Annotated in this window: 16 protein-coding genes and 2 tRNA genes; 15 read left to right on the forward strand and 3 right to left on the reverse strand. The window is 67.2% G+C overall.

Annotated features, from left to right (window positions below; all coding sequences use genetic code 11):
* Positions 1–44: 44 nt before the first annotated feature.
* Both ACIUM1_RS22750 and ACIUM1_RS22755 read right to left on the reverse strand, forming a co-directional pair.
* Positions 45–1,241, reverse strand: a complete 1,197-nt coding sequence (locus ACIUM1_RS22750) for a serine hydrolase domain-containing protein (protein WP_406814784.1) — start codon at positions 1,239–1,241, stop codon at positions 45–47.
* A 32-nt stretch (positions 1,242–1,273) separates the two neighbouring features.
* A tRNA-Gly gene (locus ACIUM1_RS22755) sits at positions 1,274–1,344 on the reverse strand.
* 148 nt (positions 1,345–1,492) lie between these two features.
* On the opposite strand from ACIUM1_RS22755, the gene ACIUM1_RS22760 reads away from it, so the two are divergent.
* The 4 genes from ACIUM1_RS22760 to clpP2 all read left to right on the forward strand — a co-directional run bounded on the left by ACIUM1_RS22760 (position 1,493) and on the right by clpP2 (position 4,423).
* Positions 1,493–1,569: transfer RNA gene (locus ACIUM1_RS22760), tRNA-Pro, on the forward strand.
* 78 nt (positions 1,570–1,647) lie between these two features.
* A complete protein-coding gene (gene tig, locus ACIUM1_RS22765) occupies positions 1,648–3,066 on the forward strand; it encodes a trigger factor (protein ID WP_406814785.1) in 1,419 nt (472 codons plus the stop codon).
* 125 nt (positions 3,067–3,191) lie between these two features.
* On the forward strand, positions 3,192–3,782 hold the full coding sequence (gene clpP1 / locus ACIUM1_RS22770) for an ATP-dependent CLP protease proteolytic subunit ClpP1 (protein ID WP_067917131.1): 591 nt from the start codon (positions 3,192–3,194) through the stop codon (positions 3,780–3,782).
* Positions 3,779–4,423 carry an ATP-dependent CLP protease proteolytic subunit ClpP2 gene (clpP2, locus tag ACIUM1_RS22775; protein ID WP_406814786.1) on the forward strand — a complete coding sequence of 215 codons (645 nt, stop codon included), beginning with the start codon at positions 3,779–3,781 and terminating at the stop codon, positions 4,421–4,423. Before clpP1 ends, clpP2 begins: the two co-directional genes overlap by 4 nt.
* Positions 4,424–4,483: 60 nt before the next feature.
* Here clpP2 and mmuM read toward each other — a convergent pair whose 3' ends face one another.
* On the reverse strand, positions 4,484–5,383 hold the full coding sequence (gene mmuM, locus ACIUM1_RS22780; RefSeq protein WP_406814787.1) for a homocysteine S-methyltransferase: 900 nt from the start codon (positions 5,381–5,383) through the stop codon (positions 4,484–4,486).
* A gap of 338 nt (positions 5,384–5,721) precedes the next feature.
* Here mmuM and clpX point away from each other — a divergent pair, with 338 nt between their 5' ends.
* From clpX to ACIUM1_RS22835, 11 genes are all read left to right on the forward strand, one after another.
* A complete protein-coding gene (gene clpX / locus ACIUM1_RS22785) occupies positions 5,722–7,002 on the forward strand; it encodes an ATP-dependent Clp protease ATP-binding subunit ClpX (protein WP_064953001.1) in 1,281 nt (426 codons plus the stop codon).
* 417 nt (positions 7,003–7,419) lie between these two features.
* Positions 7,420–9,375 (forward strand): 2-oxoacid:acceptor oxidoreductase subunit alpha, encoded by a 1,956-nt coding sequence (locus ACIUM1_RS22790; RefSeq protein ID WP_406814788.1) that lies wholly within the window; start codon positions 7,420–7,422, stop codon positions 9,373–9,375.
* A gap of 108 nt (positions 9,376–9,483) precedes the next feature.
* Entirely contained in the window at positions 9,484–10,584 is a 1,101-nt protein-coding gene (locus ACIUM1_RS22795; protein WP_406814789.1) for a 2-oxoacid:ferredoxin oxidoreductase subunit beta, read from the forward strand.
* Between the two features lie 13 nt (positions 10,585–10,597).
* Positions 10,598–11,200 (forward strand): molybdenum cofactor guanylyltransferase, encoded by a 603-nt coding sequence (gene mobA / locus ACIUM1_RS22800; protein ID WP_406814790.1) that lies wholly within the window; start codon positions 10,598–10,600, stop codon positions 11,198–11,200.
* Between the two features lie 1,095 nt (positions 11,201–12,295).
* The gene (locus ACIUM1_RS22805; protein WP_406814791.1) at positions 12,296–12,862 is read left to right on the forward strand and encodes a transglycosylase family protein; all 567 of its coding nucleotides are present in this window, start codon (positions 12,296–12,298) and stop codon (positions 12,860–12,862) included.
* Between the two features lie 115 nt (positions 12,863–12,977).
* Positions 12,978–14,234 carry a saccharopine dehydrogenase family protein gene (locus ACIUM1_RS22810; RefSeq protein ID WP_406814792.1) on the forward strand — a complete coding sequence of 419 codons (1,257 nt, stop codon included), beginning with the start codon at positions 12,978–12,980 and terminating at the stop codon, positions 14,232–14,234.
* Positions 14,235–14,296: 62 nt separating this feature from the next.
* Complete coding sequence (locus ACIUM1_RS22815) at positions 14,297–16,957, forward strand: valine--tRNA ligase (RefSeq protein ID WP_406814793.1); 2,661 nt, start codon at positions 14,297–14,299, stop codon at positions 16,955–16,957.
* Positions 16,958–16,964: 7 nt separating this feature from the next.
* Positions 16,965–18,419, forward strand: coding sequence for a bifunctional folylpolyglutamate synthase/dihydrofolate synthase (locus tag ACIUM1_RS22820; protein ID WP_406814794.1), 1,455 nt, complete (start codon positions 16,965–16,967; stop codon positions 18,417–18,419).
* Positions 18,416–18,802, forward strand: coding sequence for a DUF4233 domain-containing protein (locus tag ACIUM1_RS22825; RefSeq protein WP_406814795.1), 387 nt, complete (start codon positions 18,416–18,418; stop codon positions 18,800–18,802). Before ACIUM1_RS22820 ends, ACIUM1_RS22825 begins: the two co-directional genes overlap by 4 nt.
* Before the next feature lie 87 nt (positions 18,803–18,889).
* Positions 18,890–19,300, forward strand: a complete 411-nt coding sequence (gene ndk, locus ACIUM1_RS22830) for a nucleoside-diphosphate kinase (RefSeq protein ID WP_406814796.1) — start codon at positions 18,890–18,892, stop codon at positions 19,298–19,300.
* Between the two features lie 332 nt (positions 19,301–19,632).
* The gene (locus ACIUM1_RS22835; RefSeq protein WP_406814797.1) at positions 19,633–22,494 is read left to right on the forward strand and encodes an Rne/Rng family ribonuclease; all 2,862 of its coding nucleotides are present in this window, start codon (positions 19,633–19,635) and stop codon (positions 22,492–22,494) included.
* Positions 22,495–22,709: the final 215 nt, after the last annotated feature.

Below are 22,709 nucleotides of genomic sequence, written 5' to 3' on the forward strand. Positions count from 1 at the left end.
CAACCGAACGCGCCCTGCCGGTCCCGGCAGGGCGCGTTTGCGTTTCAGCGCTGGATGACTCCCAGCACGGAGTAGACCTCGTTGGACAGCACCAGGCTGCGCGGGTCCGCGTTGGCCTTCGTGGGGTCGAAGTGATTGGCCACGTACGCGTAGCCGATGCGGTGCTCCAGGTCGACGAACCCGAACGAGCCGCCCAGCCCGCCGTGGCCGAAGATCCGCGGGTTGGGCCCGTTGACGCAGCGCTGGTTGAGCATGTAGCCCAGGCCCCATCCGTGGTCGGCGACCCGCGGCCCCAGCACCAAATCCGTCTCCAGCCCGCCCTGGCAGATCCGCACCAGGTCCATGTGCTCACGGCTGAGCACCTTCTCCTGGGCGAGCGCGTTGTAGAACGTCGCCAATCCCAGCGCCGAGACCTGGCCGTTGGTGCCGGGGAACTCGAGTTCGCGCCACAGGCTCAGGTCGTGCGAGCCGAGCTCGTCGTCGGGGGCGAACCCCATCGAGATGGCCAGCCCCGCCTTGGGATGCTCAGCCAGGCTGATCGGATACTCGGGGGCCTTCGCGTCGGCCAGCAGGTCGCGGGCGTGCGGCTTGTTGACCCGCTCGGCGCAGCGGTGCTGTTCGCTCAGCGGTAACCCGATGTGGACGTCGGCGCCGAACGGTTCGGCGATCTCGGTGCGCAGGTACTGGCCGATGGTCCGGCCGGTCACCCTGCGGAACACCTCGCCCATGATGAAACCGAAGGTGGTCATGTGGTATCCCTGCGCGGTGCCCGGCTTCCACCACGGCTCGGCGGCGGCCAGCTGTTCGCAGACGTAATCCCAGTCGGCGACCTGCTCCCACCGCATCCTGGTGCGTGGGCCGATCACCCCGGATCGGTGACTCATCACCATCGCCAGCGTGATGTCTTGTTTGCCCGCCTGGGCGAATTCGGGCCAGTAGTGAGCGACCGGCGCCTGCAGGTCCAGCTCGCCGCGATCGGCGAGCTGGTGCACGCAGGTGGCCGACAGGCCTTTGGTGCCGGACAGCACCGTGGTCAGGGTGTTCTGCTGCCACGGGCGGGTACGGGCCCCGTCGGCCCAGCCACCCCAGAGATTGACGACCAGCGACCCGTCGACCCAGACGGCGACGGCCGCGCCGACTTCATCGCCCAGCGTGAAATTGCGCTCGAACGCGTCGCGAACTCCGATGAAGTCCGACGCGCATGAACCGTGGATTGACGCGTCGGTCTTCGGGTCGCTCATGGCGCCTCTCTATCGAGCAGATAGTTAGCCCGAGCGGGCGACGGGAATCGAACCCGCGTAGCTAGTTTGGAAGACTAGGGCTCTACCATTGAGCTACGCCCGCATGTAGTTAGTCGAGCGTGACTGTAGCTGGCGACGAAGATCAAATCTAATCGACTCGGTTTTGTGATCGCTCCGTGAGGTCTGCGATGTCGCTGCGAAGCCCGTGGCCAACCCGGCGTTGAGGGGCCTTAGGATCATCGAGGTCAGCGCGGGGTGTAGCGCAGCTTGGTAGCGCATCCGCTTTGGGAGCGGAAGGCCGCAGGTTCAAATCCTGTCACCCCGACCAGCACCACCGGCCCGTGCCACCCGCACGACCCACCGGCCGCCAAGAACGAGCACAGAACGAGCACTGAGGAGCACACCCGTGAAGAGCACCGTCGAGCAGTTGAGCCCCACCCGGGTGCGCATCAACGTGGAGGTCCCTTTCTCGGAACTCGAACCCGACTTCCAGCGCGCCTACAAAGAGCTGGCCCGGCAGGTGCGACTGCCCGGCTTCCGTCCGGGCAAGGCGCCGGCGAAGTTGCTGGAGGCGCGGTTCGGTCGCGAGGCGATGCTCGATCAGGTCGTCAACGAGGCGTTGCCCGCGCGGTACGGGCAGGCCGTCGCCGAGTCCGAGGTGCACCCGCTGGGCCAGCCCGAGATCGAGGTCACCAAGAAGGAGTACGGCGAGGAGCTGGCCTTCACCGCCGAGGTCGACGTCCGCCCCAAGCTGACCCTGCCGGACCCCGGCGCGCTCAAGGTCTCGGTGGACCCGATCGAGGTCAGCGACGAGGACGTGGACGCCGAACTGCAGTCTTTGCGTGCCCGATTCGGCACCCTGACCGGAGTGGACCGCCCAGTCGCCGACGGTGACTTCGTCTCGATCGACCTGTCGGCCACCATCGACGGCGAAGAGATCCCTGGCGCCGCCGCCCAAGGCCTGTCCCACGAGGTCGGCTCGGGCCGGCTCATCGCGGGGCTCGACGAAGCCCTGATCGGTTTGTCCGTCGACGAGTCCAAGGAGTTCACCGCTCAGCTGGCGACCGGCGAGCACGCGGGCAAGGACGCGCAGGTGACCGTCACCGTCAAGTCGATCAAGCAACGCGAGCTACCCGAACCCGACGACGAGTTCGCGCAACTGGCCAGCGAGTTCGACACCATCGAGGAGCTGAAGGCCAACCTGCGCGAGCAGGTCGGCCTCACCAAGCGTGCCCAGCAAGCCGAAAACATTCGCGAGGCCGCCCTCGACACGCTGCTCGAGCAGGTCGAGGTGCCGCTGCCCGAAGCGATCGTCAAGGCTCAGGTGGACAGCGCCCTGCACAACGCCCTGCACGGCCTCGACCACGACGAGGCCAAGCTCGAGGAAGTGCTGGCCCAGCAAGGCAAGTCCCGCGAAGAGTTCGAGACCGAAACGCGCACCGCCGCAGAGACCGACGTCAAACGGCAGCTGCTGCTGGACGCCCTGGCCGACGAGCTGGAGGTCCAGGTGGGTCAGGAGGACCTGACCGAGCGGTTGGTGGCGACCTCGCGCCAATACGGTATCGAGCCCCAGCAGCTGCTGGCCTACCTCCAGGAGAACAACCAGCTGCCGGCCATGTTCGCCGACGTGCGCCGGGCGCTGGCCATCGCCGAGGTAATCCGGGCGGCGACCGTCACCGATACCGCCGGAAACACCATCGACACCAGTGAATTCTTCGGCAAGCGTTCGGAGGCCGACGCAGCCGCGCCGGCCGGCGCGGCGGAGGAGGCCGACGAGGACTCAGTTGAGGCCGGCGAATCCGATGAGGCCGGCGCCGGGAATTGACCGCGCCATGACGCTGAGAGCGAACGCGCCCGTTTCTGGGGTGCGCGGCCGCGAAACAGCGGGCTCGGTTCGTTAGTGTCGTGAATACAGATCTCGAGAAAGCAGGTAACCCAGTCGTGTCTGAAATGCGTTCGCCCTCGCAGGGGCTCAACCTCACGGACTCGGTCTATGAGCGCTTGCTGTCTGAGCGCATCATCTTCCTGGGCTCGGAGGTCAACGACGAAGTCGCCAACCGGCTGTGCGCGCAGATTCTGCTGCTCGCCGCCGAGGACGCCGACAAGGACATCTCGCTGTACATCAACTCCCCGGGCGGATCGATCAGCGCCGGGATGGCCATCTACGACACCATGGTGCTCGCGCCCTGCGACATCGCCACCTACGCGATGGGGATGGCCGCTTCGATGGGCGAGTTCCTGCTCGCGGCGGGCACCAAAGGCAAGCGCTTCGCGCTGCCGCACGCGCGCATCCTCATGCACCAGCCGCTGGGTGGGGTGACCGGTAGCGCCGCCGACATCGCCATCCAGGCCGAGCAGTTCCACGTCATCAAGAAGGAGATGTTCCGGCTCAACGCCGAATTCACCGGGCAGTCGATCGAACGCATCGAGGCGGATTCCGATCGCGACCGCTGGTTCACCGCCCAGGAAGCCCTCGAATACGGGTTCGTCGACCACATCATCACCCGCGCCGCCCACATCACCAACGGAGAAGCCCAGTGAGCACTCAGCACCCCAACATCCAGCCGCAGGCGCGCTACATCCTGCCGTCGTTCATCGAGCACTCCAGCTTCGGCGTCAAGGAGTCCAACCCGTACAACAAGCTGTTCGAGGAGCGCATCATCTTCCTCGGCGTCCAGGTGGACGACGCGTCCGCCAACGACATCATGGCGCAGCTGCTGGTGCTGGAATCCCTCGATCCCGACCGCGACATCACCATGTACATCAACTCGCCCGGCGGCGGATTCACCTCGCTGATGGCGATTTACGACACCATGCAGTACGTGCGCGCCGACATCCAGACGGTGTGCCTGGGTCAGGCCGCCTCCGCGGCGGCGGTGCTGCTGGCCGCCGGGACGCCGGGTAAGCGGATGGCGCTGCCCAACGCTCGAGTCCTCATCCACCAGCCGTCGCTGCAGGGCGTGATCCAGGGCCAGTTCTCCGACCTGGAGATCCAGGCCGCCGAGATCGAGCGGATGCGCACGCTGATGGAGACCACGCTGGCGCGCCACACCAACAAGGACGCGTCGGTCATCCGCAAGGACACCGACCGGGACAAGATCCTCACGGCCGAAGAGGCCAAGGACTACGGGATCATCGACACTGTGCTGGAGTACCGGAAGCTTTCGGCGCAGACCGCCTAGCGGCAGGTCTTCGCGAGCGTATTCCCACTGCGAAAATCCGGCCCGGAAACCGCGACCCGCTTACGTTCGCGGCGTTAAGGTCGCCAGCGTCTCGATAGCGGCGGGCCCCACTCGGCAGCATCCGCCGACGATGCGGGCCCCGGCCGCTATCCACTGCCCCGCCAGGTCCGTGCTGAACTGCGGCGGCCCAATCCACTTGCGCCGCAATGTGTCCCAGCGTTCACCGCTGTTCGGATAGACGATGACGGGCTTGCCGACGACTGCGGCGCGCGCGATCGCTGGCAATACGTCGCCGGGCGCGCAGCAGTTCACCCCGATCGCGACGATCTCGTCGACGCCGGCGCCCACCGCGAACGCGTCGGCCAGCGGTTGCCCGGCGCGGGTCCGGTCGCCGTCGATGGTGTAGCTCAGCCAGGCCGGGCGCCCGACCGAGCGCACCAGCTCGACCAGGGCCTGCGCCTCGTCGACGTCGGGCACGGTTTCGCAGGCGAGCAGATCCGCACCGGCCTCGGCCAGGGTCTCCAGCCGTGGCCGATGCCATCGCGCCAGGGCCGCTACGGACAGGCCGTATCGGCCCCGGTACTCGGATCCGTCGGCCAGCGCCGCGCCGTACGGTCCGATCGAGGCGGCGACGAGGAGGCCGGCGGCGCCGGCTTCCTCCCGCGCCGCCGCCGCGAGCTCGACGCTGCGGCGCAACAGCCCGGCGGTCTCCTGGCGATCGAGACCGCGTGCGGCGAACCCCTCGAACGACGCCTGGTAGCTGGCCGTCGTCGCGATCGCGGCCCCGGCGCGAAAGTAGGCGGCGTGTACGGCGGCAATGTCCTGCGGGGCGTCCGCGAGCAGCCTGGCCGACCACAACGGATCGGAAAGGTCATGCCCGCGCACTTCCAGCTCGGTGGCCAAGCCGCCGTCGAGCAGCACGGATCCGCCGGGCCATGCAAAGCCCCCAGCCAAACCCACGTCGCCACTGTAGGGTGATTTCTTGGGGGTCCGCCCAGGCCTCGCGTGAATGTCGGCGTTGGGTTGGCACCTCCACCGGAAGCAAGGTGGGAGGGCGGCCGGCCTCGGTCGCATCACGACCGCGACACGCCAAAGACACGCAAAGCGCGTCTTTCGCGAGTGACGGGCACCGTCTGGCTATATGTTCATCCATACGGAACAGGCATGAACTCCGGCAAATAGCATGGACGCGATTCGGCCCTTATGGTCGCGTCGGGCCCGATCAAACGGGTAGCGTCGGTGAATACAAGCGGGGACAGGCAACACCAACGGCGAACAGGAAGTAGGCCCTCAGCACCATGGCGCGCATCGGAGACGGCGGTGACCTGTTGAAGTGCTCGTTCTGCGGGAAGAGCCAGAAGCAGGTCAAGAAGCTCATTGCTGGCCCCGGCGTTTACATCTGCGATGAATGCATCGATCTCTGCAACGAGATCATCGAGGAGGAGCTCGCCGACGCCGACGACGTGAAGCTTGATGAGCTCCCCAAGCCGATCGAGATCCGGGAGTTCCTCGAGGGATACGTCATCGGGCAGGACACCGCCAAGCGGACGCTGGCCGTGGCCGTCTACAACCACTACAAGCGGATCCAGGCCGGCGAAAAGGGCCGGGACTCGCGGCACGAGCCGGTCGAGCTGACCAAGTCCAACATTCTGATGCTCGGACCGACCGGCTGCGGCAAGACCTACCTGGCCCAGACGCTCGCCAAGATGCTCAACGTCCCGTTCGCCATCGCCGACGCCACCGCCCTGACCGAGGCCGGCTACGTCGGTGAGGACGTCGAGAACATCTTGCTCAAGCTGATCCAGGCCGCCGACTACGACGTCAAGCGCGCCGAGACCGGCATCATCTACATCGATGAGGTCGACAAGATCGCCCGCAAGAGCGAGAACCCGTCGATCACCCGCGACGTGTCCGGTGAGGGCGTCCAGCAGGCGCTGCTGAAGATCCTGGAAGGCACCCAGGCCTCGGTTCCCCCGCAAGGCGGCCGCAAGCACCCGCACCAAGAGTTCATCCAGATCGACACCACCAACGTGCTGTTCATCGTCGCCGGGGCCTTCGCGGGCCTCGAGAAGATCATCTACGAGCGCGTCGGTAAGCGCGGCCTGGGCTTCGGGGCCGAGGTGCGCTCCAAGGCCGAGATCGACACCACCGATCACTTCGCCGAAGTGATGCCCGAAGACTTGATCAAGTTCGGCCTGATCCCCGAATTCATCGGCCGACTTCCGGTGGTCGCCTCGGTCACCAACCTGGACCGCGAATCGCTGGTCAAGATCTTGTCCGAGCCGAAGAACGCGCTGGTCAAGCAGTACACCCGGCTCTTCGAAATGGACAACGTGGAACTGGAGTTCACCGACGACGCGCTGGAGGCGATCGCCGACCAGGCGATCCACCGCGGCACCGGGGCCCGTGGCCTGCGCGCCATCATGGAAGAGGTCCTGCTGCCGGTGATGTATGACATCCCGAGCCGCGACGACGTCGCCAAAGTCGTGGTGACCAAGGAGACCGTCCAGGACAACGTGCTGCCGACCATCGTGCCGCGCAAGCCTTCCCGTTCCGAGCGTCGGGACAAGAGCGCCTAACAAGATCGCGGACCGTACCGGCAATCCCAGCGATGCCGCTGCGCGCTGTCTTGCGCTCGCTCCGGACCTAGCTGGGTCCTTCGCGGCGGCGGGTTTGACGCTCTAGCTGATCGCGACGCCGGAAACGGCCACGACGAAAGCCGGCGCCGGAACGCGGCGTGCGATTTTCCAGGGAAAGACGTGACCAATACCACAGTTTGGTTTCGTACCCGCCAGTAGCCCCGATTGACTTCGTGTTTTGCCGGCAAACCCGCTGCTTGCGACGCATAAGAGACGGCAATACAACCCACAAACAAATGCCATAATTGATACCGGCAGTGACATAAAAGCGCCGCTGCGCTGACGTTGCTCCAACGGGGCGTAACCTGGAACGTCGGCGGACTGTCTGTCCGGTGAAACAAAGTGGAGGGCAAAGACGTGGATCCGAACGGCGGCGGAGCCGGATCAGACTCACAGAACGGGGCTTCTCCCAACGGATCTGCCCGTCAGCGCCTCGAACAAGTCGTCATTCGCTTCGCGGGGGACTCTGGCGATGGCATGCAGCTTACCGGAGACCGGTTCACGTCCGAGGCAGCGCTTTTCGGCAACGACCTGGCGACCCAGCCGAACTATCCCGCCGAGATCCGCGCCCCCGCGGGAACACTGCCCGGTGTCTCGTCCTTCCAGATTCAGATCGCGGACTACGACATCCTGACCGCCGGCGACCGGCCCGACGTTCTCGTCGCGATGAATCCCGCTGCGCTCAAAGCCAATATCGATGACTTGCCCCGCGGGGGAATGGTGATCGCGAACTCCGACGAGTTCACCAAGCGCAACCTGACCAAGGTCGGCTACGTCACCAACCCACTCGAGAGCGACGAGTTGTCGGACTACGTGGTGCATTCCGTCGCGATGACCACGCTCACGCTCGGGGCCGTCGAGACGATCGGCGCCACGAAGAAGGACGGCCAGCGCGCCAAGAACATGTTCGCGCTGGGCCTGTTGTCCTGGATGTACGGGCGGCCGATCGAAACCAGCGAAAAGTTCATCCGGGAGAAGTTCGCCCGCAAGCCCGATGTCGCCGAGACCAATGTGCTGGCGCTGAAGGCGGGCTGGAACTACGGCGAGACGACCGAGGCTTTCGGCACCACCTACGAGGTCTCCCGAGCGACACTCCCGTCGGGCGAATACCGCCAGATATCCGGCAACACCGCGCTGGCGTACGGCATCGTGGCGGCGGGCCAGCTGGCGGACATCCCGGTCCTGCTCGGTAGCTACCCGATCACGCCGGCCTCCGACATCCTGCACGAGCTGTCCAAGCACAAGAACTTCAACGTCATGACCTTCCAGGCCGAGGACGAGATCGGTGGGATCTGCGCGGCAATCGGCGCCTCGTACGGCGGCGCGCTGGGCGTCACCACCACCTCCGGCCCGGGCATCTCGCTCAAGTCCGAAGCGCTCGGGCTGGCCGTGATGACCGAGCTGCCACTGCTGGTCGTCGACGTGCAGCGCGGCGGGCCCTCGACCGGGCTGCCCACCAAGACAGAACAGGCCGACCTGCTCCAAGCGCTGTTCGGCCGCAACGGCGAATCACCGGTTGCGGTACTGGCCCCGCGCTCACCCTCGGACTGCTTCGAGACCGCGCTCGAGGCCGCGCGCATCGCGGTGTCGTACCACACCCCGGTGATCGTGTTGTCCGACGGCGCGATCGCCAACGGCTCAGAGCCGTGGCGCATTCCGGACGTCAGCACGCTGCCGCGCATCACGCACACCTTCGCCAAGCCGGATGAACCGTTCCAGCCGTATGCGCGTGACCCGGAGACCCTGGCCCGGCAATTCGCCGTGCCCGGCACCCCGGGGCTCGAGCACCGCATCGGTGGCTTGGAAGCCGCGAACGGCTCGGGCAACATCTCCTACGAGCCGGTCAACCACGATCTGATGGTTCGGTTGCGTCAGGCCAAGATTGACGGGATTTCGGTCCCCGATCTGGAGGTCGACGATCCGACCGGCGATGCCGAGCTACTGCTGATCGGTTGGGGTAGTTCGTACGGCCCGATTGGTGAAGCCTGCCGGCGAGCGCGGCGCAAGGGCATCAAGGTGGCGCACGCCCACTTGCGCTACCTCAACCCCTTCCCGGCCAACCTGGGCGAGGTGCTGCGGCGCTATCCGCAGGTGGTCGCGCCGGAGATGAACTTGGGCCAACTGGCGTTCCTGCTGCGGGGCAAGTACCTGGTGGACGTGCAGTCGGTCAGCAAGGTGCAAGGTGTCGCCTTCCTGGCCGACGAGATCGGCCGCGTCATCCGCGCCGCACTGGGTGGGACGTTGGCCGAAGTCGAGAACGACAAGACGATGGTCGCCAAGATGGCGGCAGCAACGGTGGGAGCCGGCGCATGAGCTCCGTGGTTCCGGCCGACGACAACCTAGCGCGAAGCGCTGAGGGAGCGGCGCTCGTGACACGCGCCGCGACAATGCAGAGCGAAGCGATGAGGAGGAGCGGCGCTCGTGACTGACCTGATCGGCAACCTGGCGGGCAAAGAGCTCGGTGTGACCGCCAAGTTGACCAAAAACGACGGGGTTCCCACGCTGACTCCCGAGGACCAGCCGCAGAAGTCGAAGGATTTCACCAGCGACCAAGAGGTTCGTTGGTGCCCGGGCTGCGGTGACTACGTCATCCTCAACACCATTCGCAACTTCCTGCCCGACCTCGGGCTGCGCCGCGAGAACATCGTGTTCATCAGCGGCATCGGCTGCTCGAGCCGGTTCCCGTACTACCTGGAGACCTACGGTTTCCACTCGATTCACGGCCGCGCTCCGGCCATCGCCACCGGCCTGGCGCTGGCCCGCGAGGACCTCTCGGTGTGGGTGGTCACGGGTGACGGCGACGCGTTGTCGATCGGCGGTAACCACCTGATCCACGCGCTGCGCCGCAATGTCAACATCACCATCCTGCTGTTCAACAACCGGATCTACGGCCTGACCAAGGGCCAGTACTCGCCGACATCGGAGGTCGGCAAGGTCACCAAGTCGACTCCGATGGGATCGCTGGACCACCCGTTCAACCCGGTGTCGTTGGCCCTGGGCGCCGAGGCGACCTTCGTCGGGCGCGCGCTGGACTCCGACCGCAATGGCCTGACCGAGGTGCTGCGCGCCGCCGCCGGGCACCGCGGCGCTGCCGTGGTCGAGATCCTGCAGGACTGCCCGATCTTCAACGACGGTTCGTTCGACGCGCTGCGCAAGGAAGGCGCCGAGGAGCGCGTCATCAACGTCCGCCACGGCGAGCCAATTGTGTTCGGCGCCAACGGCGAATACTGCGTGGTGAAGTCGGGCTTCGGGCTGGAGGTGGCCAAGACGGCCGACGTGTCGGTCGACGAGATCGTGGTGCACGACGCGCACTCCGACAACTCGGCCTACGCTTTTGCCCTGTCCCGGTTGTCGGATCAGAACCTCGACCACACCGTGCTCGGCATCTTCCGCAACATCAGCCGGCCCACCTACGACGACGCGGCACGCGCACAGGTGCAGGCGGCACAGTCGGCGAAGGCCTTCGACTCCGCCGCGCTGCAATCGCTGCTGCGCGGGCGCGACACCTGGACCGTCGACTGACGTGGCCGACCAGATGCCTGACACGGAAAACGCCGGGTCGCTAGCAGGGATCGTGCTGGCCGGCGGCGAATCTCGGCGGATGGGCCGCGACAAGGCCACCTTGCCCGGTCCCGGCGGCGCCGCAACGCTCCTGGAATACGTCACCGGGGTGATCGCACAGCGCTGCGAGCCGGTGTTCGTGATGGCCGCCCCGGGCCAACCGCTGCCCACGGTGCAGGCGCAGGTCATCCGCGACGAGGTGCGCGGCCAGGGCCCGCTACCGGCCACCGGACGCGGGCTACGGGCGGCCGCAGAGGCGGGCGCCCGCTACGCCTTCGTCTGCGCCGTCGACATGCCGCTTCTGTCTGCCGATCTGATCGACGAACTGGTGCAGCTGGCCGCCGAGACCGGCGCCGAAATCGTGCTGCCGTGGGACGGTCGCAGCCACTATCTGGCCGCGGTGTACCGCACCGATCTGGCCGAGCGGATTGCCGGCCTGGTGGCCGGCGGCGCCCGCTCGATGCGCGCCCTGATCGATGCCTCCGACGCCCAGCAGATCGTGCTGCCGGAATCGCGCTTCCTGGCCAACGTCAACACGGAGAGCGACCTGCTCGCTTTGGCGCAGTCCCGAAGCTGAGACCGAGCGCCGGCCCGACCGGCCCGCGGCTCCGCATTTCGCGCAATCAATGGGGCCGATAATTCGGCCTGTGCTGTAAACAAAGCATCCGATATTCCGCGGAATGGCATTACTGCCTTTCCGGTATGGCGATTTGAATTACGTTAGCGTCGCCGGGCGGTTGGGCACCGTGATGTGTTGGCGCAGCGGCGATCTGAGCATCGTTAGATGGCACCTGACGGTGGTGGTCAGGCGGGGTGATTGTGTATTGCGGTAAAAGTGCCCGCTGTCATCTGGCAAATCCGCGCCGCGTGAAATCGCACTCGCCGCAGTCGATCGGATTCCCTCGGCTGGCGGTGCCGGGCTGTGTTGCTGGGAGACATCGTCTCGCCGTGAATGCCCGAAAGATGTTGCTGCCGCGGGATATTCGTGAGAGTCGTTGCAGAACAGAGCAATACGCCGGGTGAGTGTTGCCTGGCGAGGAACGCCCGGCCAAGCGTATTGGCGTCCCTTTCGAAATATGCTGGCGTTCAATGTAAGTCGATAATCACGGGGTGGTCTTAGTCACGTGTCGGCGTGGCTTCCTCGAAGCACGCGCGAGTTGCGGTATCCTGCGCCGTTTGCCGCTGGACGGGTCCGGTTCCGTTGAAGCACTGGAGAATCGATAGCAGTGCCGCAAATAAACGTGCGCCAGCTCACAAAATGCAGGTGATTCGGCTCACCATTCGTTTGGTCGCGCCCGCCAAGCGCCGATTCGCAAACGTCGCCGATGACCTGCGCAAATGGCCGGGCTACCGCGGTGTGATCGGCCCGTTACCGAAACGAGATATGCGGTTTCCGGAGATGACGAACGCGCCAGGGTCTTCTACGGTCCCTGTTAGCCCACAACGGGTTACCGAAGAGTAATCAAATAATTGAATCCACGGACCCGCGTGCGAGCGGCGCTACGGACGGCGAAAGCCCGACCGTGGTCGGTGGGTAACACCCGCCGGGCAGACTTGGCCCGCCGCTGCCGTGCCTGACCCAGACGGCACGTTTCAAAGCAGGCATCAACCAGACAGCTTCGGCCCACATCCGTGGGCTTGCTTTGGCGCGCGCACCGCGAAAGGAACACACTTGAAGAACGTCCGAAAGACGCTCATTCTTGCCGCCGTCACGGGCACGCTCGTGACCATCCCATCGGCCACCGCGCACGCGGACCCCGAAGCGGTGGGCTTCGACCCCAACGCGCCGGCCGCCGGCCCCGCTCCCGATGCTCCGCCGCCGCCGCCGGCTCCCGATGCTCCGCCGCCGCCGCCGGCTCCGGACGCTCCGCCGCCCCCGGCTCCGGACGCTCCGCCGCCCCCGGCTCCGGACGCTCCGCCGCCGCCGGCTCCGGACGCTCCGCCGCCGCCGGCTCCGGACGCTCCGCCGCCTGGCCCGGAGGTCCCGCCGCCGCCCGCCCACAGGGCGTACAGCGTGAACTGGGATGCCATCGCACAGTGCGAGTCGGGTGGCAACTGGGGGATCAGCACCGGTAACGGCTTCTCCGGTGGTCTGCAGTTCACCCCGAGCACCTGGCGCGCCAACGGTGGCGCGGGTTCCCCGTCGGGCGCCAGCCGCGAGGAGCAGATCCGGGTCGCCGAGAACGTGCTGCACTCGCAGGGCATCGGCGCGTGGCCGGTCTGCGGCCGCCGAGGCTGAGCCACAGCCGCAATCGACGCTGCGGCGTCATACGGATAAGAAGTGCCGGGCCCTCGTGCCCGGCACTTCTTAGCTCCACGGGGTGCGGCCCCCGCCGTCGGGTAGCGTCGGGCCCGTGACCGCAACGCCGCGCGAATTCGACATCGTGGTTTATGGGGCGACCGGCTTCGTCGGGAAACTGACCGCGGAATATCTGGCCAGCTCGGCACCGGACCAGCGGATCGCTCTGGCCGGCAGGTCGACCAAACGGTTGCGCGCGGTCCGCGACACGTTGGGCGACAGCGCGCAGTCGTGGCCCATCCTGAACGCCGACGCCTCGTCGCCCTCGACGCTCAATGAGATGGCGGCCCGCACCCAGGTCGTCATCACCACGGTCGGGCCTTACAGCCGATACGGGTTGCCCCTGGTGGCTGCCTGCGCAGCCGCGGGGACCGACTATGCCGACCTGACCGGTGAGGCGATGTTCGTCCGGGAAAGCATCGACCTGTACCACAAGCAGGCCGCCGACACCGGAGCCCGCATCGTGCATGCATGCGGCTTCGATTCCGTCCCTTCGGACCTCAGCGTGTATGCGCTCTACCGGGCGGTGCGAGACGACGGCGCCGGAGAGCTCGGCGACACCGATCTGGTGGTCCGCTCCTTCTCCGGCGGCGTGTCCGGTGGAACCGTCGCGTCGATGCTGGAAGTGCTGGATACCGCCTCCCGCGATCCCGACGCCCGCCGCCAGCTTGCCGACCCGTACACGCTGACCACCGACCGCGGTGCCGAACCCGAGGTCGGTCCCCAGCCCGATCTGCCCTGGCGCCGTGGTGGCCGGATCGCGCCGGAGCTGACGGGCGTATGGACGTCGGGCTTCCTGATGGCGCCCTACAACACCCGAATTGTGCGGCGCAGCAACGCGTTGCTGGACTGGGCCTACGGGCGACACTTGCGTTACAGCGAAAGCATGAGCCTGGGGTCCTCGCCGGTGGCCCCGGTGGCATCCGCCGTGGTGGGTGGTATCGGCGTGGCGGCCTTCGGATTGGGCAGCCGGTATTTCCGGTTCCTGCCGCGCAAATGGGTGGAGCGAATTGTGCCCAAACCCGGAACGGGCCCGAGCGAGGCCGCCCGGGAGCGCGGCTACTACCGGATCGAGACCTTCACCACCACAACCACCGGCGCCCGCTATGTCGCGCGCATGGAGCAGCGCGGTGACCCGGGTTACAAGGCGACTTCGGTGTTGTTGGGGGAGTGCGCCCTTGCCCTGGCAGCGGACCGCGACAAGCTTCCCGATCTGCGTGGCGTTCTCACTCCCGCGGCCGCGATGGGTGATGCGCTACTGGACCGATTTCCCGCCGCGGGCGTGAGATTAGAGGTCGAGCGGCGGAGTTAGTGACCCGGCTCACGCATTCGGGCGCTTACACGAAGGTAAACACCGCTACCTAGAATTGACGGGTGACCGCCAGCCGCAGCCCCGCCACCGACCTCCCCAAGTCGTGGGACCCCGGTGCGGTAGAAGGCGCGATCTACCAGAAGTGGGTGGACGCGGGGTACTTCACGGCGGATCCCAATAGCACCAAGCCCGGGTATTCGATTGTGCTGCCGCCGCCGAACGTGACCGGCAGCCTGCACATGGGCCACGCGCTCGAGCACACCATGATGGACGCCCTGACCCGGCGCAAGCGGATGCAGGGATATGAGGTGCTGTGGCAGCCGGGCATGGACCACGCCGGCATCGCGACGCAGAGCGTGGTGGAGAAGCAACTGGCGGTCGACGGCAAGACCAAAGAGGACTTCGGCCGAGAGCTGTTCATCGAAAAGGTCTGGGAGTGGAAGCGGGAATCCGGCGGCGCTATTGGCGGCCAGATGCGCAGGCTCGGCGACGGCGTGGACTGGAGCCGCGACCGCTTCACCATGGACGAGGGGCTGTCCCGGGCGGTCCGCACCATCTTCAAGCGGCTCTACGACGCCGGGTTGATCTATCAGGCCGAGCGGCTGGTCAACTGGTCGCCGGTGCTGCAGACGGCGATCTCGGACATCGAGGTCGTCTACGAGGACGTCGAGGGCGAGTTGGTCTCGTTCCGATACGGATCACTCAACGATGACGAGCCGCACATCGTCGTGGCGACCACCCGGGTAGAGACGATGCTCGGCGACACCGCCATCGCTGTGCATCCCGACGACAAGCGCTACACGCACCTGGTCGGGACAACGCTGCCCCACCCATTCGTCGATCGCGAGCTGGTCATCGTCGCCGACGAGCACGTGGACCCCGATTTCGGCACCGGGGCGGTCAAAGTCACCCCCGCGCATGATCCGAACGACTTCGAAATCGGGCTGCGGCACCACCTGCCAATGCCGTCCATCATGGACGTCAAGGCCGTGATCGCCGACACCGGAACCGAATTCGACGGCATGGACCGATTCGACGCCCGTGTCGCGGTGCGCAAGGCCCTGGCAGCGCAGGGCCGTATCGTCGAGGAAAAGCGTCCCTATCTGCACAGCGTCGGGCATTCGGAGCGCAGCGGCGAAGTCATCGAACCGCGGCTGTCGCTGCAATGGTGGGTCAAGGTGGAATCGCTGGCCAAGGCCGCCGGTGATGCAGTGCGTAACGGGGACACCGTGATTCACCCTGCCAGCATGGAACCCCGCTGGTTTGCCTGGGTCGATGACATGCGCGACTGGTGCATTTCGCGCCAGCTGTGGTGGGGCCATCGCATCCCGATCTGGTACGGCCCCAATGGCGAACAGCGTTGCGTCGGCCCCGACGAAACGCCGCCGGAGGGATGGGTGCAGGACCCTGACGTGCTGGATACCTGGTTTTCCTCGGGCCTGTGGCCGTTCTCCACGTTGGGCTGGCCCGACAAGACCCCGGAGCTCGAAAAGTTCTATCCCACAAGCGTTCTGGTCACCGGCTATGACATCCTCTTCTTCTGGGTGGCCCGGATGATGATGTTCGGCACCTTCGTCGGTGACGACGAAGCCATCACCCTGGGCGGCCGCCGCGGCCCGCAGGTGCCGTTCACCGATGTCTTCCTGCACGGTCTGATCCGCGACGAGTCCGGCCGTAAGATGAGCAAGTCCAAGGGCAATGTCATCGACCCTCTGGACTGGGTGGAAATCTTCGGAGCCGACGCGCTGCGGTTCACGCTGGCCCGCGGCGCCAGTCCCGGCGGTGATTTGGCCATCGGTGAGGACCATGTCCGGGCGTCGCGCAATTTCTGTACCAAGTTGTTCAACGCCACCCGCTACGCGCTGCTCAACGGCGCGAAGCTGGCCCCGTTGCCCGCACCGGCCGAGCTCACCGATGCCGACCGATGGATTCTCGGGCGACTGGAAGAAGTTCGCGCCGAAGTTGATTCGGCTTTTGACAGCTACGAATTCAGTCGCGCCTGCGAGGCGCTCTACCACTTCGCGTGGGACGAATTCTGCGACTGGTATGTCGAATTGGCCAAGACGCAACTGGCCGAAGGGATCACACACACCACGGCCGTGCTGGCGGCGACGCTGGACACCCTGCTGCGGTTGCTACACCCGGTGATCCCCTTCATCACCGAGGCGCTGTGGCAGGCGCTGACCGGCGATGACGGCCAACACGAGTCCCTGGTGATCGCCGACTGGCCGCAGTCGTCCGGAATCAGCCTGGATCCGGTTGCCGCACAGCGGATTACCGACATGCAGAAGCTGGTGACCGAGGTGCGCCGGTTCCGCAGCGATCAAGGGCTGGCGGACCGGCAAAAGGTGCCGGCCCGGATGGCCGGTGTCGACGAAGCCGATCTGAGCACCCAGGTGAGCGCGGTGACGTCGCTGGCGTGGCTTACGGCCGCCGGCCCGGAGTTTCGCCCGTCGGCGTCGGTGGAAGTGCGGCTCAGCAGCGGCACCGTCGTCGTCGAGCTCGACACCTCGGGCACCATCGACGTCGCCGCCGAACGGCGCCGGCTGGAAAAGGACTTGGCCGCGGCGCACAAGGAGCTGGCGTCGACCACCGCCAAATTGGCCAACGACGAGTTCCTGGGCAAGGCCCCGCAGAACGTCGTCGACAAGATCCGGGACCGTCAGCGCGTGGCCCAGGAGGAAACCGAGCGAATCAACGCCCGGCTAACCGGGCTGCAGTGAGTGACCGATGACTGAGCCGCCCGACTGGCCGCAGGACGAGGTGCCCGCCGAGATCCCCGACCCGGTCCCCACCCCGGACGAAATCGCGTCGCTGTTGCAGGTCGAGCACCTGCTGGACCAGCGCTGGCCGGAGACCAAGATCGAGCCGAGCCTGACCCGGATCAGCGCGCTGATGGACCTGCTGGGCTCGCCGCAGCTGGCCTACCCGTCGATCCACGTCGCGGGCACCAACGGCAAGACCTCGGTGGCACGGATGATCGACGCCCTGATCACCGCGCTGCACCGCCGTACCGGGCGCACCACCAGCCCGCACCTGCAATCGGCGGTAGAACGCATCTCGATCGACTCCAAACCGATCAGCCCGGCCCAATACGTGGCGACCTACCGCGAGATCGAGCCGTTCGTGCAGATGGTCGACGCGCAGTCGCAGGCGGACGGCGGCCCGGCGATGAGCAAGTTCGAGGTGCTGACCGCGATGGCGTTCGCCGCGTTCGCCGACGCCCCCGTCGACGTCGCCGTGGTCGAGGTGGGAATGGGGGGGCGTTGGGATGCCACCAACGTGATCAACGCCCCGGTGGCGGTCATCACCCCGGTCTCCATCGACCACGTCGAATACCTGGGCGACGACCTGGCCGGCATCGCGGGGGAGAAGGCCGGCATCATCACCAAGGCGCCCGAGGGGGCACCCGACACCGTCGCGGTCATCGGGCGCCAGGCACCCGAGGCGATGGAAGTGCTGTTGGCCCAAGCGGTGCGCGCCGACGCCGCGGTGGCCCGCGAGGACTCCGAGTTCGCCGTCCTGGGCCGTCAGGTCGCGATCGGCGGGCAGGTGTTGCAGCTGCAGGGTCTCGGTGGGGTGTATTCCGATGTCTACCTGCCGCTGCACGGCGAACACCAGGCGCACAACGCCGCACTGGCCCTCGCGGCGGTGGAGGCGTTCTTCGGCGCCGGTGCGCAGCGCCAGCTCGACGTCGAGGCGGTGCGGGCGGGTTTCGCCGCCGTCGCCAGCCCCGGCCGGCTGGAGCGGATGCGCAGCGCGCCCACGGTGTTCATCGACGCCGCGCACAATCCCGCCGGCGCGGCCGCGCTGGCGCAGACCCTGGCCGGCGAATTCGACTTCCGCTATCTCGTCGGGGTGCTCAGCGTGCTCGCGGACAAGGACGTCGACGGCATTCTGGCGGCGCTGCAGCCGGTGTTCGACGCTGTCGTGGTGACCCACAACGGATCCCCGCGGGCACTCGACGTCGAGTCGCTGGCCCTGGCGGCGGGCGAACGCTTCGGACCGGACCGGGTGAGCACCGCCGAGAACCTGCGCGACGCCATCGACGTCGCGACCGCGCTGGTGGACGACGCCGCGGTGGACGGCCCGGCCGAAGCCTTCTCCGGCACCGGCATCGTCATCACCGGCTCGGTGGTCACCGCCGGGGCTGCGCGCACCCTGTTCGGCCGGGATCCGGAATGACCGAATCGGACGTGCCCGAGAACCCCGAGGCGCCCGACCCGGCGCCGCCGGCCGACCCGTGGCGGAGCTTCGGCGCGGTGATGGCGCTGACGCTGTTCCTGGAGGCGATCGTGGTGCTGCTGGCGATCCCGGTGGTGGGCGCGGTCGGCGGCGGCCTGACGACGGTGTCGCTGGTCTACCTGATCGGGCTGGCCACGCTGCTGATCCTGATGTCCGGGGTACAGCGCAAACCCTGGGCGATCTGGGCCAACCTCGGCGTGCAGGTGATCCTGCTCGCGGGCTTCGCGGTCTACCCGGGGGTGGGGTTCATCGGCGTGCTGTTCACCGGCCTGTGGGGCTTGATCGCCTACTTCCGGGCCGAGGTCCGGCGCAGGCAGGAATGAGGCCCGCAGGCGGCGGCGTAACGGTCCGAGCAGGGGCCGGTTGCCGTCGCCCAGCTCGGTGCCGCCTGGTTATGTACGCTGTGCGCCGTGACCGAACGGACATTGGTACTGATCAAGCCCGATGGCGTGCAGCGGCAGCTGGTCGGGGAGATCATCGGCCGCATCGAGCGCAAGGGCCTCTCCATCACGGCGCTGGAGCTCCGGCTCGTCGGCCGCGACCTCGCCGCCCAGCACTACGCCGAACACGACGGCAAGCCCTTCTTCGAGTCGCTGCTGGAGTTCATCACCTCGGGTCCGGTGGTGGCGGCCATCGTGGAGGGGCCGCGCGCGATCGCGGCATTCCGGCAGCTCGCGGGCGGTACTGACCCGGTGGAGAAGGCGGTCCCCGGCACGATCCGCGGCGATTTCGGGCTAGAAACCCAGTTCAACCTGGTGCACGGGTCGGATTCGGTCGAGTCGGCCAAGCGCGAAATCGCGCTCTGGTTTCCCAACGCCTAGAGCTGCGGAGATCGCGCCCGCGAGCGGTTTGCTGAAGCCGGCTGCATCAGGTGTGGCTGGACCGGCCGCGTGATGTGGGATACTGGTCTCGGGTGAACGTCGCCGGACCGGCGTCAGACACCCGAATGAAGACTTAGACAAGCGCGACCATAGCCCCGTCGCCTTGGTTCGCTGCATGTCAAGCCGTCATTCAGCACGGCGCCGAGTGGGTCTGCGATCCTGGGCCGCTCGGGGCGAGACCATCACAAGCCCGGGAGAAGTGACCCGGGTCCATAGCGAAGCCCTCGCGTGGCCGCGTCGCAACGACGCGCCCGGGGGCTTGAGGAGAATACGTGGTAGACGGTGCACCGACTGCAGACCCATCAGAAGAATCGACTCGGCCCGAGGAACTGCCGGACCGCCTGAGAGTTCATTCGCTGGCCCGGACGCTGGGGACGACCAGCAAGCGGGTGCTGGACGCGCTGAGCGAACTGGACGGGCGGATCCGCAGCGCGCATTCCACCGTGGACCGCGACGACGCGGTCCGGGTGCGAGACCTGCTGGCGGCCGCACAACCCGCGGATAGCGCTCCGGCGGTCGCCGACGCCGCGGCCGACGAACCCGAATCGCGGCTGCTGCTCGAGACCCCGGACAACGCCGCCGAGCGGCCGCACTACATGCCGCTGTTCGTCGCGCCGCAGCCGATCGACGCGCGCGAGGAGGACGCCGGCAGCGACGACGACGCCGACTCCGACGATTCCGACAGCGACGACGACGACCAGGCCGACCGCCCGTCGAACCGGCGGCGGCGTCGCGGCCGCCGCGGTCGTGGCCGCGGGCGCGGTGAGCAGGGCGCATCCGACGGCCAGGGCGACGACGGTGACGAGGACGAGGGGCAACCGCGGGGCAAGAGGGGCGGCCCCGCCGACTCCACCGACTCCGATGACTCCGATGGCCAGGACTCCGACGACTCAGATGACTCCGACGACTCCGACAACGGTGACGACGGTTCGGCCGACGGGGGCAACCGCCGCCGCCGCCGGCGACGGCGACGTAAATCCGGATCGGGCGACGACAACGACGAGGCGTCATCGCCCGACGATCCGCCCAACACCGTGGTGCACGAGCGGCCGCCACGCAACGGCAAGAGCGGCGGCGGCGATGACTCCGGCAGCTCGAACAACGAGATCAAGGGCATCAACGGCTCCACTCGGCTGGAGGCCAAGCGGCAACGGCGCCGGGACGGTCGCGATGCCGGGCGTCGCCGCCCCCCGGTGCTGACCGAGGCCGAATTCCTGGCCCGCCGTGAGGCCGTGGAGCGGATGATGGTGGTGCGCGACCGGGTCCGCACCGAGCCGCCGCACCAGGGCTCGCGTTACACCCAGATCGCGGTGCTCGAGGACGGCATCGTCGTCGAGCACTTCGTCACGTCGGCCGCGTCGGCGTCGCTGGTGGGCAACATCTACCTGGGCATCGTGCAGAACGTGCTGCCGTCGATGGAGGCGGCGTTCGTCGACATCGGCCGCGGTCGCAACGGTGTGCTCTACGCCGGCGAGGTGAACTGGGAAGCCGCCGGTCTCGGCGGATCCGACCGCAAGATCGAGCAGGCCCTCAAACCCGGCGACTACGTCGTCGTCCAGGTCAGCAAGGACCCGGTCGGGCACAAGGGCGCGCGGCTCACCACGCAGGTGTCCCTGGCGGGCCGCTACCTGGTCTATGTGCCGGGGGCGTCGTCGACCGGGATCAGCCGCAAGCTGCCCGACACCGAACGGCAACGGCTCAAAGAGATCCTGCGCGAAGTGGTGCCGTCCGACGCCGGTGTGATCATCCGGACCGCGTCCGAGGGCGTCAAAGAAGAGGACATCCGCAGCGACGTCAGCCGACTGCAGGAGCGTTGGAAGCAGATCGAGGCCAAGGCGATCGAGATCAAGGAGAAGGCCGCCGGCGCCGCGGTGGCCCTCTACGAAGAGCCCGACGTGTTGGTCAAGGTCATCCGCGACCTGTTCAACGAGGACTTCGCCGGCCTCATCGTCTCCGGTGACGAGGCCTGGACCACCATCAACGACTACGTGAATTCCGTTGCGCCCGACCTGGTTTCGAAGCTGACGAAGTACGAACCGCCGGCTGGGCCGGACGGGCAGGCCGGCCCGGACGTGTTTGCGGTGCATCGCATCGACGAGCAGCTCGCCAAGGCGATGGAGCGCAAGGTGTGGCTGCCCTCGGGCGGCACGCTGGTCATCGACCGGACCGAGGCCATGACGGTGGTCGACGTCAACACCGGCAAGTTCACCGGTTCCGGGGGCAACCTCGAGCAGACCGTCACGAAGAACAACCTCGAGGCGGCCGAGGAGATCGTGCGTCAGCTGCGGCTGCGCGACATCGGCGGCATCGTGGTGATCGACTTCATCGACATGGTGCTGGAGTCCAACCGCGATCTGGTGCTGCGGCGGCTGACCGAGGCGCTGGCCCGTGACCGTACCCGGCATCAGGTGTCCGAGGTGACCTCGCTCGGGCTGGTCCAGCTGACCCGTAAGCGGCTGGGCACCGGGCTGATCGAGGCGTTCTCGACGTCGTGTTCTGCCTGCGGCGGGCGCGGAATCCTGTTGCACACCGACCCGGTGGATTCGTCCCCGTCGAACGGCCGCAGATCCGAATCCGGTGGTGGTGGCCGCCGGGGCAGGCGCAAGAAGAACAAAGCCGAAGAGCCGGTGGTGGCGAAGGTGCCCACCCACGCGCCCGGTGAACATCCGATGTTCAAGGCGATGGCCGCCGGTTCCTCCACGCAGTCCGACGACGACGACGAAGCCGACGAGACCACCGAGGACACCACCGACGCGCTCGATCAGGACAAGGCGGCGCGAGCCGGCGAGGCCGCGGAAGCCGACCAAGAGGACTTCGACGACACAGACGAGGACTCGGACGACGAAGACGACGAAGACGAGGACTCGGACGACGAAGACGACGAGGACGAAGACGACGAGGACTCGGACGATGACGACCTCGACGACGACGAGGATATCGACGACGAAGAGGATCTCGGCGACGACGACGAGGATCTCGAGCTCGACGACGACGATCTGGACACCGAGGACGACGATTCGGACGACACCGATCCCGGGCAGGGCTCGGCTGGGGCCGACCAGGCCGGCCCGGCACGCCCCAGGCGCAGACGCGCCGCGGGCAGGCCGGCTGGACCGCCGATCCACGCGGACTGAGTCGGCGGCCACACCGCGCTGGTCGTGTCCGGTTTGACCCTGTAGCCGCTGGTCACGTACCCTTGGACAGTTGTCGTCAGGCCGGGCAACTAAACTTCGGCCGGCGGCAGCGGGACTCCCGGGGAATCGGCGCAGGCCCGCAACCCAGACCCACCACGCGCACCGCGGCTGGTTCGCGCGCGACGCGCAGAGCAGCGGCTAGCAGAAGGAGCAGG

Source organism: Mycobacterium sp. M23085 (assembly GCF_045343915.1).
Taxonomy (GTDB): domain Bacteria; phylum Actinomycetota; class Actinomycetes; order Mycobacteriales; family Mycobacteriaceae; genus Mycobacterium.